Source organism: Micromonospora sp. NPDC047812, from assembly GCF_040704175.1.
Taxonomy (GTDB): domain Bacteria; phylum Actinomycetota; class Actinomycetes; order Mycobacteriales; family Micromonosporaceae; genus Micromonospora.
In genome coordinates, this window is sequence record NZ_JBEYRY010000002.1 from 881,945 (window position 1) to 897,406 (window position 15,462).

Consider the following 15,462-nt stretch of genomic DNA (forward strand, 5'->3'; position numbering starts at 1 on the left):
GTCCGAGGGGTCGCCGGGCCCCGGGCACCCGCCGACCATAGACCATCCGGCTAGACTTCCGCGCCGTGGGCCGAAGTGCCGCTTTTTTCGATCTGGACAAGACCGTCATCGCCAAGTCGAGCGCCCTGGCGTTCGGTCGGCCGTTCTACCGGGACGGTCTGATCACCCGGCGTGACGTGGTCAAGTCGGCGTACGCGCAGCTGATGTTCCGGCTGGGCGGCACCGACGAGCAGACCATGGCCAGGACCAGGGACTACCTCGCCGCGCTCTGCAAGGGCTGGCAGGTGGAACAGGTCCGCCAGATCGTCGCGGAGACGCTGCACGAGCTGATCAACCCTTACGTGTACGCCGAGGCCGCCGCCCTGATCGAGGAGCACCAGGCCGCCGGCCGGGACGTCGTCCTGGTCTCCGCCTCCGGCGAGGAGATGGTCCGGCCGATCGGTGTGCTGCTCGGGGTCACCGACGTGATCGCCACCCGGATGGGCGTGGTGGACGGCCGCTACAGCGGCGAGGTCGAGTTCTACGCGGCCGGCCCAAGCAAGGTCGACGCGGTCGGCGAGCTGGCCGCCGAGCGCGGCTACGACCTGGCCGACTCGTACGCCTACTCCGACTCGTACAGCGATCGGCCGCTGCTGGAGTGCGTCGGCCATCCGTCGGTGGTCAACCCGGACCGGCAGCTGCGCAGGTTGGCGGTCGAGAACTCCTGGCCGGTGCTGGAGTTCCGGCACCCGATCCCACTGGGGCGGCGGCTGCGCGAGCGCCCGGCCGTCCCGGTCGCCGCCGCCGCGCTGGGAGTGGGGGTGGGAGTCGCCATCGGCATCGCCTGGTACGGCCGCCACCGTCGTACCCGCACCGCCCCCGCGCCCGCCTGAGCCTGCGAGACGACCGGCTGCCAGAGGCGGCCGCCAGGCTCAGGCCACCGCGAGGACCTCGTCGCCGATCGTGGTGAGCTGGTCGGCGCCGACCTCCACCGCCGCCATGTAGTGGCGCAGCCAGGAGCGCAGGCCGTCCGGGGTGCCGGTGGCGAAGGCGCCGGCCGAGCCGACGTACTCCGGCTCGCGCTCGTGGTGACCCACGTCCACCGCGAGCAGGCCGCGCGGGTCCAGCCCGCTGGACAGCAGCACCAGGCGGGCGGCGCCCCGGGCCACCACCCCGGACGGCCCGGCGAAGGGACGCAGGTTCAGCAGTTCGCCGTGCACGACCGCGGCCAGCACCAGCGGCGAGACCTTCGTGCCGCCGGCGACGAGCCCCGCCAGCCCGTCCAGCCGGGCGGCGACGACCGGGTCGGCCACCGGCCGGCCCAGCTCGGCCTCGCCGACGACGTCGCGGGCGGCGAGCACGTGCAGCCTGGCCAGCGCCTGCCGGGGCGCCTTCGGCCAGAGGTCGGACAGCCCCGGCAGTGCCCCGGCGACCCGCAGCGCGCCCTGCACCACCGGCTCGGTCACCGTTCCGGCGCGGACGGCTTCGCGCTCGCGGGCGTACCCCTCCAGGGCGGCGCTGGCCACCGCGGAGCGGAGGCTGACCTCGGCCGCGACCTGGCCGCCGTGCCGGCGCAGCGCGCGGTGCCCCAGGGCCCGGTCGAACCGCTCGCGGGCCCGCTCCACGGCGGGGGCGACGTCGGCGAGCGCGAGCAGCGGGGCGAGCGGGTCAGCGGTCACCCCGTCACGCTATCGACTGCCCGGCGCGACCCGCCGACGAGCCGCCCGGAAGCGACCACCGCCACCCCCATCGGCCGCCGGCCGGGCGCGGCTGCCCGGACGAATGGCGTCGGCGCGGCGGCCCGCGTCGCCGTCCGGCGCGCGGTGGGGGCCGCTCGGCGCGCGTCGGCCAGACCGGCGGTCGCCCGTGCCGGCCGCCCCGACTAACCTCGTGCCCTAGAGAGACGCAGGTCACCTGAGCGACGAGGGAGCACGGCATGAGCGAGGCATTGGCCAATCTGCTGAACGAGACGCGCCAGTTCCCGCCGCCGGCCGAACTCGCCGCGAACGCCAACGTCACCGCCGACGCGTACGCGGACGCGGACGCCGACCGGTTGGCGTTCTGGGAGCGGCAGGCCGGGCGGCTGACCTGGGCGCGGCAGTGGGACCAGGTGCTCGACTGGTCGAAGCCGCCGTTCGCGAAGTGGTTCGTTGGCGGGCAGCTAAACGTGGCGTACAACTGCCTGGACCGGCACGTCGAGGCCGGCCTGGGCGACAAGGTCGCCATCCACTGGGAGGGCGAGCCGGGCGACACCCGGACCATCACGTACGCCGAGCTGCACCGGCTGACCTGCCAGGCGGCCAACGCGCTCACCGACCTGGGCGTCACCGCGGGCGACCGGGTGGCGATCTACCTGCCGATGGTCCCGGAGGCGGCGGTCGCGATGCTGGCCTGCGCCCGGATCGGCGCCACGCACAGCGTGGTCTTCGGCGGCTTCTCCGCCGACGCGCTGACCAACCGGATCCAGGACGCCAGCGCGAAGGTGGTGATCACCGCCGACGGCGGTTACCGCCGGGGCAAGCCGTCGGCGCTGAAGCCGACCGTGGACGAGGCGGTGGCGAACTGCCCGTCGATCGAGCACGTGCTGGTGGTGCGCCGCACCGGCGAGGAGGTGGCCTGGTCGGGTAAGGACCGCTGGTGGCACGAGACGGTCGAGACCGCTTCGGCCGAGCACGCCGCGCAGCCGTTCGACGCCGAGCACCCGCTGTTCATCCTCTACACCAGCGGCACCACGGCCCGCCCGAAGGGCATCCTGCACACCACCGGCGGCTACCTGACCCAGACGTCGTACACGGCGCACGCGGTCTTCGACCTGAAGCCGGAGACCGACGTCTACTGGTGCACCGCCGACATCGGCTGGGTGACCGGGCACTCCTACATCGTCTACGGCCCGCTCTCCAACGGCGCCACGCAGGTGATGTACGAGGGCACCCCGGACACCCCGCACAAGGGCCGGTTCTGGGAGATCGTCGACAAGTACAAGGTCAGCATCCTCTACACGGCCCCGACGCTCATCCGCACGATGATGAAGTGGGGCGAGGACATCCCCGCCGGCTACGACCTGTCCTCGCTGCGGCTGCTGGGCAGCGTGGGTGAGCCGATCAACCCCGAGGCGTGGATGTGGTACCGGCAGCACGTCGGCGGGGGTGAGCTGCCCATCGTGGACACCTGGTGGCAGACCGAGACCGGCGCGATCATGATCTCGCCGCTGCCGGGCGTGACGGCGGCCAAGCCCGGCTCGGCGATGACGCCGCTGCCCGGCATCGTCGCCGACGTCGTCGACGACCAGGGGCAGTCGGTGCCGAACGGCGGCGGTGGCTACCTGGTGCTGCGCGAACCGTGGCCGTCGATGCTGCGCACCATCTGGGGCGACGACAACCGGTTCATCGAGACGTACTGGTCGCGGTTCGAGGGCATGTACTTCGCCGGGGACGGGGCGAAGAAGGACGACGACGGGCACGTCTGGCTGCTCGGCCGCGTCGACGACGTGATGCTGGTGTCCGGGCACAACATCTCCACCACCGAGGTGGAGTCCGCGCTGGTCTCCCACCCGTCGGTGGCCGAGGCGGCGGTGGTCGGCGCGACCGACCCGACCACCGGGCAGGCCATCGTCGCGTTCGCCATTCCGCGCGGCGCCACGGACATCGCCGGTGACGCCGGCGAGAAGCTCATCGCCGAGCTGCGCAACCACGTGGCGAAGACCCTCGGCCCGATCGCCAAGCCCCGGCAGATCATGCTGGTGCCGGAGCTGCCGAAGACCCGCTCGGGCAAGATCATGCGCCGGCTGCTGCGCGACGTGGCGGAGAACCGCTCGCTCGGCGACGTCACCACGCTCCAGGACTCGTCCGTGATGGACCTGATCTCGTCCGGCATGGGCGGCGGCAAGTCCGACGAGGACTGACGCAGGCGTACGCCCCCGATGGGTGGCGGTCCCCCGCGGACCGTCACCCATCGTCGTTTCTTACGGGTGTGGGACCGGCCGGATGCGTGGTGTCACATCGGTCGGTCGGGTGAGCCGCGTGAAGCTGAACGGACACAGGCGGACGTCGCCCCTGTCGTTCCCCTGTTTTCTGATTTAGGTTCACGCACGTCGGGTCGGTTCGATGGACGTCACATCGATGGAGGGCCGACCGACTTCCTCCTCCCCCATGCCCGAGAAACGGAGCGGCATGAACAAAAACCCGCAATCCGGGTCGCGTCGACGCCTGCTCGTCGCGCTGCCCGCCATCGCCCTCGCCGCCACGTCACTGACCGTGACCGGTGGCGCGGCGGCGGCGGAGCCCGGCCCCGCCCGAGCCACGATCGGGGCGGACGAGCACTACATCAACTACGCCGAGCCAGCCGTCCAGCCGGACAGCGGCGGTCGCGAGGTCAAGGGCAAGGGCGGCGTCTACGCCCCGGCGGTCGAGGACGCGCGCGCCTACGACCGCAAGTTCGCCCGCGGCAACCCGGTCGCCGCCGAGCAGCTCGCGAAGCACGAGGCCAAGTCGATCAAGACGGGCAAGAGCCCGCGGCAGATCAAGAAGGCCCCGAGCACCCAGACCGCCAAGCTGCTGACCCTGCTGGTGGAGTTCAACGACCAGGCCAACGACGACTTCACCGGCGTCATGGTGCCCAAGACGGTCTTCGAGGACCGGACCTGCGTCCCCGGCACGGTGCAGAACGGGCCCAAGCACAACAAAATCCCGAACCCGGCGAACCTGCCGCACGAGGACAACAACTCGATGTGGGTGCCGGACTTCTCGCCCACCCACTACGACAAGATGCTCTATTCGAAGCGGGGCATCACCGAGCGGGTCCGCAAGGACCTGAAGGGCCCGGACGGCAGGCAGGGCATCGACCTGACCGGCCGCACGATGCACAACATGTACCTGGAGATGTCCAAGGGCGCGTACACGGTCGACGGGCAGGCCAGCCCGTGGATCACCGTTCCGCACTCCGAGGGCTGGTACGCGGCCTCGCGCTGCTTCCAGGACGAGAACGGCAACTGGGTCCCCGGCCGTCAGCAGTCGATGAACGGCCACCCGGACAACCCGCAGGGCGCGGGCCGGCTCGCCACCGACGCGATCGACGCCCTCGCGAAGATGGACCCGAGCTTCCCGTGGGCCGACTACGACATCGAGGACCAGGGCGACCGCGACGGCGACGGCAACCTCTTCGAGCCGGACGGCGTGATCGACCACCTCGTGCTGGTGCACGCCGGGCAGGGCAAGTCCCGCGGCGGCGGCGCCGAGGGCACGTACGCCGTCTGGGCGCACTCGTCGACGGTGACCGGCGGCTACACCATCCCCGGCACCAACCTCCAGGTCTCGAACTACATCGTGCAGCCGGAGGACGCCGGCGTCGGCGTCTTCGCCCACGAATTCGGCCACGACCTGGGCCTGCCGGACCTCTACGACACCTCCGGCAACGCCGACTCCGACGTCGACTTCTGGGACCTGATGGCCTCGGGCTCGCACTCGGGTGAGATCTTCCAGGCGCTGCCGACGCACATGGGCCTGTGGGACAAGTGGGTGCTCGGCTGGGCCGACCCGCTGACCCTCGCCCCGGGCTCGGACCCGCGTGCCGTGCAGCTCGGCCAGACCTCGCGGACCCCGCGCGGCACCGCGGACGGCATCAAGGTCGACCTGCCGGACAAGGTGATCACGCTGGCCACGCCGCACAGCGGCGCGAACATGTGGTACTCGGGCGCCGACCAGGACTGGGCGGACGTCAAGATCACCCGCCAGGTGGCCGTGCCGGCGGCGGCCGACGCGAAGTTCTGGATGTGGAGCAACTACGTCATCGAGGCCGACTGGGACTACGGCTTCGTCGAGCTCTCCACCGACGGCGGCACCACCTGGACCGAGCAGAAGGTCTACGACGCGGCCGGCAACCTCGTCACCACGAACGACGGCTACGCCGACCCGAACGGCCGGATGGTGGACTTCGGCAACAAGAAGTACGGCCTGACCGGTGACACGCACGGCTGGCGGCACGACTACGTCGACCTGTCGGCGTACGCCGGGCAGAACGTGCAGGTCCGCCTCCGCTACGCCACGGACGAGGCGTTCGCGGAGCGCGGCTGGTTCGCCGACGACTTCTCGGTGACCGGCGGCGGCACCACCACGTGGAGCGACGACGTCGAGGGCGGGGCCAACGGCTGGACGGCGACCGGCGGCAGCTTCGTCGACACCACCGGCCAGGGCTGGCACATCGACAGCGGCACCTCGACCCAGGCGCACTACTACCTGGCCGAGTGGCGCAACTTCGACGGCTTCGACAAGGGCCTGAAGTACACCTACGACACGATCTACTCGCGCGACGCGTGGAAGGTCGACCGGGTCTCCTACAACGCCCCGGGCATGCTGGTCTGGTACCGGGACACCGCGCTGGGCGACGTCAACCACACCACGGCGCAGATGACCGCGCTGCCCAGCTACGGCGCCAAGGGTGGTCTGCTGATCGTCGACTCGCACTTCGACCCGTACCGCCGCAAGGGCGAGGCGGCCGTCAAGGACCCGTCGGTGCTGGACAACCTGCCCAGCCGCCCGCAGTCCGCGAACGCGGCCTTCTCGCTGAACCCCACGTACCCCTTCACGGAGTGCCTGGAGGCGGCGGACGAGCCGTACAGCGAGTACTGCACGAGCTTCGGCCGGCAGGCGCCGGTGCGGGGCTTCACCGACGCGAAGGGCTGGTACCCGGGCATCGAGATGCGCGACGGCTCGCCGTACGCGCGGGACAACGACGCCTCCGTGGTCATCCCGTCGAAGGGCAACGCGCCGTACACGACCCGGGTCACCAACCCGGACGGTACGCCGGCGACGTCCTACTACGGGGTCACCCTGGGCGGCGGGGCGATCGTGCTGGGCACCGGCAACCCCGGTGACCAGGGCGTGTCCTACGGCGTCACCATCACCATCAAGCGCACTGCGCGGGACAACTCGTACGCCACGGTGTACGTCACCCCCGCGAGGAACTGACCCGAGGGTCAACTGCCGGGACACACGGCGGGCCCGTTCGGAGCACACTTGCTCCGGGCGGGCCCGTCCGCGTTGCGGGCGCTGTCGCCGTCCATCGGTGCCCGTGACGAATTCCGGGCCTCCGACGCTCCCCGAAGGGGACCTCATAACCCCAGCCACACAGAGTGATCGTGGCCGAAACGTAACGTGAACTGGATTTCGTTGGACGCACCTTCTGGTCGGCATTTATGCGCATATGCAGGCCGCAAGGCGCGTCCTCATTCGGCATTTGACCCGTGACAAGCGCGCATCCCCTCTGCCAGGGTGAGTAACGCATCACATGACAGCCGTCGCCTCGGCCACGCCTGTCATGTAACAGATCCACAAAGGAGGAGGACCTTTGAGGAGACGAGTCACAGCCGGTCTGGCCTCGGCCGCGGCCGCGCTGCTGGCGGCGGGAGTCGTGTCGGCGCCGGCCTCCGGCGCACCGGCCGCAGACCCGGCCCCCGGTTCCGACAAGGCGAAGCACGGCAGGGACAACCTCCCCGATCCGAAGTCGGATCAGCAGCGGGAGCTCCGGAAGAAGGCCATCGCCGACCTGCTCTCGGGCAAGGCGAAGCTTCAGACGCGCAACGGCTCGAAGGTCATCCAGGTCAAGGACGACCTGTTCGTCGAGTACCAGCAGGCACCGAAGACCGACCCCATCTTCACGATGCTGGTCGAGTTCGGCGATCAGACCGACCCCCGGGCCGGTGGAGCTGCCGGCCCGGCGCGCAACCAGATCACCGAGCCGGACCGCAACTGGGACGGCAGCTCGACCGACGACAACAGCACCCTGTGGCGGCCGGACTTCAACCGGGCGCACTACCAGGACATGATGTTCGGTCCTGGCGAGTCGATGCGGGACTTCTACTACAAGCAGTCCGGTGGGCGCTACACCGTCAACGGCGACGTCAGCGAGTGGGTCAAGGTTCCGTTCAACGAGGCCCGCTACGGCAGCAACGCCATCCCCGAGTCCGACGGGTACTGGAACTTCGTCAAGGACAGCGCGACCGCCTGGTACCAGTCCCAGGTCGCGGCCGGCAAGACGCCGGAGCAGATCAAGCAGTACCTGGCCCAGTTCGACATCTGGGACCGGTACGACTTCGACGGCGACGGCGACTTCAACGAGCCCGACGGCTACGTCGACCACTTCCAGGCGGTGCACGCGGGCGAGGGCGAGGAGGCCGGCGGCGGCGCCCAGGGCGAGGACGCCATCTGGTCGCACCGGTGGGCGGCGTTCCCGAACCTGGCCGGCACCGCCGGTCCGGGCGCGAACAAGGCCGGCGGTGTCCAGATCGGTGACACCGGCATCTGGATCCGTGACTACACCACGGAGCCGGAGAACGGCGGCCTGGGCGTGTTCGCCCACGAGTACGGCCACGACCTCGGCCTGCCGGACCTCTACGACACCGTCGGCGGCGACAACGGCGTGGGCTTCTGGAGCCTGATGTCCTCCGGTTCGTGGCTGAGCCGCGGCAAGGACGACATCGGGTCGACCCCGGGTTACATGGACCCGTGGTCGAAGCTCTACCTGGGCTGGCTGAACTACTCGGTGGTCGAGGAGAACAGCGGCACCACCCGGGTCACGCTCGGCCCGGCCGGCGACAGCGACGGGCCGAAGGCCCAGGCGGTCGTGGTCAACCTGCCGGCGCAGACCCAGACCACCAGCTACAACACGCCGTTCGGCGGGTCGTACGAGTGGTGGGGCGGCAGCGCGGACGACCTGAACACCACGCTGACCCGTCAGCTGGACCTGACCGGTACGACGTCCGCGTCGATCACCGCGAAGGCCTGGTACGACATCGAAGAGGACTACGACTACCTCTACGCCGAGGTGTCGACCGACGGCGGTGCCACCTGGACGGCGCTGGGCAACTCGTCGGTCGACGCCGGTGAGACCGGGGTCGACGGCTCGACCAGCGGCGCCTGGGTGGACCTGGCCTACGACCTGTCCGCCTACGCCGGGCAGAGCGTGCAGTTCCGTTACCGCTACCAGACCGACGGCGGCGTGCACCTCGCCGGCGCGTTCCTGGACAACGTGTCGCTGGTCAAGGGCGGCGCCGTCGCCTGGACCGACGACGCCGAGACGCTGGCCGCCGAGTGGACCGCCAAGGGCTTCACCCGGATGACCGGCGCGGTGACCGACTCGTACCCCCGCTTCTACATCGCGGAGAACCGGTCCTACGTCGGCTACGACGACACCCTGCGGACCGGCGGGTACAACTACGGGTTCAACAACACCCGCCCGAACTGGGTGGAGCGGTTCTCGAACCACCCGGGCATGCTGGTCTGGTACGTGAACTACGCGTACGGCGACAACAACACCTCGGAGCACCCGGGCTACGGCCTGAACCTCCCGGTGGACGTCCGACCGAACAAGATCACCGTCGACGGCCAGGGCACCATCACCAACCGGCGCAACGGCTTCGACGCCACGTTCAGCCTGTACGCCAAGCCGGCGCAGACCTTCCACCTCAACGGTGTCCCGGTCACGCTCCCGGCGCTCGCCCCGCAGCCGGTCTTCTCCGACACCGGGGCGAACAAGTACTGGACGGCCGGCAACCCCTGGAACTCGGTGAAGGTGGCCGGTTCCGGCACCCGGATCGAGATCCTTCAGCAGGGCACCAACCCGACCGACGACATGGTCGTCAAGGTCAGCAACTGACGATCGGGGCACGCGTGGGGCCGGTGGCGGTGACGCCACCGGCCCCACTTTTTCGCTTACGTGATCACTCCTATCGAAAACCGTCTCTTTCCTTACCCGGGTGACCGTTCGCGCTGCTCACGGCGTCGATGAACGGCCGGGATGTGACGGTGAAAAGCATTCCCAACAAAACTTTGCAACAAATCGACGCATGCATCTTCCCACCGGTCACACGAGTGTCTATGTTCACCATTGGTCCCACTAGTGGGACCGGTAACACCGGCCCGTACCCCCGTTGGGCCGGTTCCCTCACACCGGAGGTACCACGTGCGCAAAGTCGCAGTGGGTCTGCTCGGGCTTTCGCTGACGGCGACGGGACTGGCGTTCGGTTCGTCCGCCACCGCCGCGCCGCAGCCGAAGTTGCCGACGGCCGCTCCGTCGGTCGCCGAGCCAGCCCATGTCGACCACGACCTGCCGAACCCGCTGGAGGACAAGCGTCGCGCCCTGCGCCAGGAGGGCCTGAGCGACGTCCTCTCCGGCCGGGCCAAGCCGCAGAAGGTCAACGGCAGCACGGTCGTCAAGGTCGGCAAGACCCAGGCCGAGGGGGCTGCCGCCCGCTCGACCCGGGCCAACGCCGCCACCCAGACTGAGGACCAGTACGTCGAGCTCTCCCGGGAGAAGACGGACCGCATCTTCGTCATCCTCGCCGAGTTCGGCAACGAGCGGCACCCGAGCTACCCGGACCAGGACACCGACCCGGACACCGCGGGTCCGACCCGGTTCGACGGGCCGCTGCACAACGAGATCCCGCAGCCCAACCGGGCGGTGGACAACTCCACGGTGTGGCAGGCGGACTACAACGCCGACTACTACCGCAAGCTCTACTTCGGCACCAACCCCGGTGACGAGTCGGTGAAGCAGTACTACGAGGCCCAGTCCTCGGGTCGCTACAGCGTCGACGGCAAGGTCACCGACTGGGTGAAGGTGAAGTACAACGAGGCCCGCTACGGCCGCTCCGGCGGTTACCCGTGCGCCTCGAACGTCTGCACCAACACCTGGGCGCTGGTCCGCGACGCCGCCAACCAGTGGGTCGCCGACCAGAAGGCCGCCGGCCGCACCGACGCCCAGATCGCCGCCGACCTGTCGGCGATGGACCAGTGGGACCGGTACGACCACGACGGCGACGCCGACTTCAACGAGCCGGACGGCTACATCGACCACTTCCAGATCGTCCACTCCGGTGGCGACGAGGCCGACGGTGACCCGTACCAGGGCGAGGACGCCATCTGGAGCCACCGCTGGTACGCCTTCGCGTCCGACCAGGGCTCGACCGGCCCGGTCGGCAACCCGGCCGGCGGCACCCAGATCGGCAACACCGGCATCTGGATCGGCGACTACACCATCCAGCCGGAGAACGGCGGCCGGAGCGTCTTCTACCACGAGTACGGCCACGACCTCGGTCTGCCGGACGACTACAACGTCACCAGTGGTGGGGACAACAACAACGAGCACTGGACCCTGATGGCCCAGAGCCGGCTCGGCGCCAAGAACGACGCCGGCATCGGCGACCGTGGCGGCGACCTCGGCGCGTGGAACAAGCTCCAGCTCGGCTGGCTCGACTACGAGGTGGTCGCCGCGGGGCAGAAGCGGACCATGACCCTCGGCCCGCAGGAGTACAACAGCGACGAGGCGCAGGCCGTCGTCGTGGTGCTCCCGAAGCGTGACTACACGTTCGAACACGGCGCGCCCTTCGAGGGCACCAAGCAGTTCTTCTCCGGCAACGCGGACGACCTCAACAGCACGATGACCCGGACCCTGGACTTCACCGGGAAGTCGTCGGCGTCCCTGTCGATGAAGGGCCGCTACAACATCGAGGCCGACTACGACTACCTGTTCTTCGAGGCGTCGCTGGACGGCGGCCAGTCCTGGGTGACCCTGCCCGGCACGGCCAACGGCCAGCCGCTGAAGGAGATCTCGGCCGGCCGCTACGCGCTGGACGGCAGCAGCGGCGGCAAGTGGGTCGACGTCAACATCCCCATGGACGTGGCGGCGGGCAAGGTCGCGCAGTTCCGGCTGCGCTACCAGACCGACGGCGGCGTCTCCGAGGGTGGCTTCTACGGTGACGCGATCACCGTGACGGCCGACGGCCAGACCGTCCTCTCCGACGGCGCCGAGACCGGCGCCGCGGGCTGGACGCTCGCCGGTGGCTTCGAGACCGCCGAGAAGAGCTACACCAAGGCGTACGACAACTACTACATCGCGGGCACCCGGCAGTACATCTCGTACGACAAGTACCTGAAGACCGGCCCGTACTTCTTCGGCTACTCGAACACCCGCCCGGACTACGTGGACCACTACGCGTACCAGGAGGGTCTGCTGATCTCCTACTGGAACACCCGGTGGGCGGACAACGACACGTTCGTGCACCCGGGTGAGGGTCGCAACCTGATCATCGACGCGCACCCGCGGCCGATCTACAACCTGACCGGCCAGCCCTGGCGGGCCCGCGTCCAGGTCTACGACGCGCCGTTCAGCCTGAAGAAGGCCGACTCGTTCACGCTGCACCTCAACAGCCAGCCGCAGTACATCCGTGGCCAGGCCGCGCAGCCGCTGTTCGACGACACCCAGCAGTACTGGTTCCCGGACCTGCCGAACCACGGCGTCAAGCTCCCGGCCACCGGCACCAAGATCAAGGTCCTGGAGAAGGACGGCGTCTACACCAAGATCCGTATCTCCTGATCCGCTGATCCAGCACCACCCGCACCACGCGATGCCCGGGCAGGTCACCTGCCCGGGCATCGCCCTTTTCCACCGACGACCGACCCCGGCACGGCGGCACGGCGGCCCGGCGGCCCGGCGGCACGGCGGCCCGGCGGCACGGCGGCCCGGCGGCCCGGCGGCCCGGCGGCACGGCGGCCCGGCGGCACGGCGGCACGGCGGCACGGCGGCACGGCGGCACGGCGGCCGAGCAGCCCGGCCGTCTCACCGCCACGGCGGCCCGGCGGCCTCACCGCCGCCGGCCGGGTCGGGGCGTCCCGTCGGGCGATCCCGACCACGCCGTGGGTCGGCGTCGGGGGCGACCGGCGTCGGGGTCCTAGGCTGTCTGCCATGACCGAGCAGCGCGGCGGGCCCGTCGACGAGTCCTGCGTCCTCACCGAGGGGCCGTGGACGCACCGGTTCGTCGGCGCCAACGGCAGTCGCTTCCACGTGGTGGAGGCCGGCACCGGACCGATGGTGCTCTTCCTGCACGGCTTCCCGGAGCACTGGTGGGCCTGGCACGAGATGCTGCCGGCGATCGCCGACGCCGGCTTCCGGGCCGTGGCGGTCGACCTGCGCGGCTACGGCGCCAGCGACAAGCCGCCCCGGGGGTACGACGGCTACACCCTCGCGGCCGACGTCGCCGGGCTGATCCGGGCGCTCGGCGAGCGCTCCGCCACGGTCGTGGGCACCGGCGTCGGCGGCATGATCGCGTGGACGGTGGCCTCGTTCCACCCGTCCCTGGTCCGCCGGCTGGTGGTGCTCGGCGCTCCCCACCCGCTGCGGCTCCGGGCCGCCATCTTCGCCGACCCGCGCGGGCAGTTCGCCGCCGCCACGCCCACCCTGAAGTTCCAGATGCCCCGCTACGAGCATGTGCTGACCCGCGACGACGCGGCGGCCGTGGAGGAGATGCTGCGCCGCTGGGGCGGGCCGCGCTGGGTCGACGGGCCGGGCTTCGAGGCGTACGCCCAGCGGTGCCGGGAGGCCATGCGCATCCCGCAGGCGGCGTTCTGCGCCCTGGAGGGCTACCGCTGGGCGTTCCGCTCGGTGCTCCGGCTGCACGGCTACCGCTTCGTCCGGCTGATGCAGAAGCCGCTCATCACGCCGACCCTCCAGCTGCACGGCGCGCTCGACGAGGCCTCCCTGCCACGTACCGCCCAGGGCTCCGGCCGGTACGTGGTGGCGCCCTACGAGTGGCGGCTCCTGGAGGGCGTCGGGCACTTCCCGCACGTGGAGGCCGGCGACCTGGTGCTGGGCGAGGTCCTGCGCTGGGCGAAGTCCTGACTCAGACCCGCTGCTCGCGCAGGTCGGCGACCTCGGCGGCGGGCGCCCAGCCCTGGTAGACGCCGAAGTCGAAGACCTCGAGCCCCATCGCCCGGGCCACCGGCCAGCGTCCGCCCGTGTACTCCACCCGCAGCCAGCCGTCGTGCTCGCCGAGGACGATGAACGGCTGCCCCTGCCAGGTGCAGACGGTCCGCACGTACGCCAGGTCGTCGATCTCGGTGGCCGGCAGCACCCGGACGTACCGGCCGGGGCGGATCTCCTCGAAACCCTCGCCCGGCTCCGGCTGGTAGAGCCGGACGTCGTCGCCGTCCGGGCTCGCCTGGTATTCCCGGCCCTGCCAGCGGGCCACGTAACCGTCGCGCGTCACTGCTCACCGACCTGTCGCCACCGCAGCGCGTCCGTGTCGAGGATGGCGACCACCCGTTCGGTGCCGTCCGCGCCGATCCGCCACAGCTGCGCGCCGTGCGGCAGCCGGGCGCTGTCCACCTTGAACTCCGCCACCACGTCGCTGCTCTCGCCCGGCGCGAACCCGTTGCCCCGGAACGGCGGGCGCTCGATGACCCAGCCCTCCATAGCCCGCATGGCGGCCTCGTTCTGCCCGCCGTACGGGATCCGGTAGAGGCTCGGCCGGTGCGCGGGCCAGCGCAGCACGTAGATCTCGCCGGCGTCCCGGGCGAAGGGGGAGTCCGGGTAGCCGAGGCCGAGTGCGTCGTGCAGTTGGGCCGGGGTGTTGAGGTGGGCCAGCTCGCCGGCCCGGTGCACGAAGCCGGAGACCCGGTCGTAGCCCCGCTCCAGGTAGTACGCGAGCTGGCTGGGGGCGACCGCCTTCTGCATCACGATCGGGCGCGCCGGGTCGGGTGCGGGTGGGGCGTAGCGGGGGCGGCTGACCGGTTCCTCGGCGGCGGCCGGCTCGGCCTCGGTCCCGATGTCGTCGCCGAGTCCCACCTCCGCCGCCCAGTTGGCCAGCCCGACGATCTGCTCACCGGGCAGCTTCGCCCCGACCGGCGTGCCCGGGTTGACCGCGAACGACCAGGACTCGTCCGGCCAGCGGCGGATCAACTGGACGAACTTCACCTCGATGGTCTCGACCGTCGCGTCGGTGTGGTCGGCGAGCCGCTCCGGCGAGGTGTGCACCACGACGAACGTCTCGCCGTCGAGTTCCTCCGTACGCCAGACGAAGCCGGGCTCGCCGGGCCGGCTGCCCGGCGCGGAGTCGGCCGCGACCGGCAGCAGCACGCGGGCCAGCAGCAGGGTGGACAGGAACGTGTCGGTGCTGCCGGCGCCGGCGGCGTCGAGCAGGTTCTCCTCGACCTCGTTGGCCGGCTCGAAGCCGACCTGCCCGGGACCGGCGCCCGGCGACACGTCCCCGGCCCCGGTCAAGGGCGCGGTCACCGGCTCGTCGGCGACCGGCTGGCCCGGGTCCTCCGCCGGTCCGACGTCGGGAACGCCGGCGTCGGTCGCGGCCCCCGCCCGGGCGGCCCCGCCCGTCTCCGGTGCGGGCGCGGCGACGCTGGTCGGCACCGTGGGATCCCCGGACCACGCGCCGGCGGGCGGCCCGGACCCGGGGGACACGGTCGTGTCCCCGGGCCACGCCGCGTCGGCAGGCGGCTCGGGATCGAGGGACACGGTCGGGTCCAGGGACACCGTCGCATCGCCCGACGACACGACCGGCTGCGTCCGATCCAGGGACACCGTCGGATCCAGGGACACCGTCGCGTCGCCCGACGACACGACCGGCTGCGTCCGATCCAGGGACACCGTCGGATCCAGAGACACCGTCGCGTCGCCCGACGACACGACCGGCTGCGTCCGAAC

Annotated in this window: 9 protein-coding genes; 6 read left to right on the forward strand and 3 right to left on the reverse strand. The window is 70.9% G+C overall.

What is annotated here, in order from left to right:
- Positions 1-65 precede the first annotated feature (65 nt).
- Positions 66-872, forward strand: coding sequence for an HAD-IB family hydrolase (locus tag AB0883_RS11880; RefSeq protein ID WP_121397056.1), 807 nt, complete (start codon positions 66-68; stop codon positions 870-872).
- A 39-nt stretch (positions 873-911) separates the two neighbouring features.
- Here the strand turns inward: AB0883_RS11880 and AB0883_RS11885 are convergent, their stop codons facing one another.
- Positions 912-1,658, reverse strand: a complete 747-nt coding sequence (locus AB0883_RS11885) for an oxidoreductase (RefSeq protein WP_366641182.1) — start codon at positions 1,656-1,658, stop codon at positions 912-914.
- Between the two features lie 257 nt (positions 1,659-1,915).
- Between AB0883_RS11885 and acs the strand changes: the two genes are divergently transcribed.
- From acs to AB0883_RS11910, 5 genes are all read left to right on the forward strand, one after another.
- Entirely contained in the window at positions 1,916-3,880 is a 1,965-nt protein-coding gene (acs, locus tag AB0883_RS11890) for an acetate--CoA ligase (RefSeq protein ID WP_366641183.1), read from the forward strand.
- A 268-nt stretch (positions 3,881-4,148) separates the two neighbouring features.
- Positions 4,149-6,941 (forward strand): immune inhibitor A domain-containing protein, encoded by a 2,793-nt coding sequence (locus AB0883_RS11895; protein ID WP_366641184.1) that lies wholly within the window; start codon positions 4,149-4,151, stop codon positions 6,939-6,941.
- Between the two features lie 379 nt (positions 6,942-7,320).
- Entirely contained in the window at positions 7,321-9,627 is a 2,307-nt protein-coding gene (locus AB0883_RS11900; RefSeq protein WP_366641185.1) for an immune inhibitor A domain-containing protein, read from the forward strand.
- A 321-nt stretch (positions 9,628-9,948) separates the two neighbouring features.
- Complete coding sequence (locus AB0883_RS11905) at positions 9,949-12,345, forward strand: immune inhibitor A domain-containing protein (RefSeq protein ID WP_366641713.1); 2,397 nt, start codon at positions 9,949-9,951, stop codon at positions 12,343-12,345.
- Between the two features lie 369 nt (positions 12,346-12,714).
- Positions 12,715-13,647, forward strand: a complete 933-nt coding sequence (locus AB0883_RS11910; protein WP_366641186.1) for an alpha/beta hydrolase — start codon at positions 12,715-12,717, stop codon at positions 13,645-13,647.
- Between the two features lies 1 nt (position 13,648).
- Here the strand turns inward: AB0883_RS11910 and AB0883_RS11915 are convergent, their stop codons facing one another.
- Both AB0883_RS11915 and AB0883_RS11920 read right to left on the reverse strand, forming a co-directional pair.
- Entirely contained in the window at positions 13,649-14,014 is a 366-nt protein-coding gene (locus tag AB0883_RS11915) for a hypothetical protein (RefSeq protein ID WP_121397063.1), read from the reverse strand.
- Positions 14,011-15,462, reverse strand: a 1,452-nt coding sequence (locus tag AB0883_RS11920) for an SseB family protein (RefSeq protein WP_366641187.1), incomplete at its 5' end; no start/stop codon positions are given. The genes AB0883_RS11915 and AB0883_RS11920, both read right to left, overlap by 4 nt.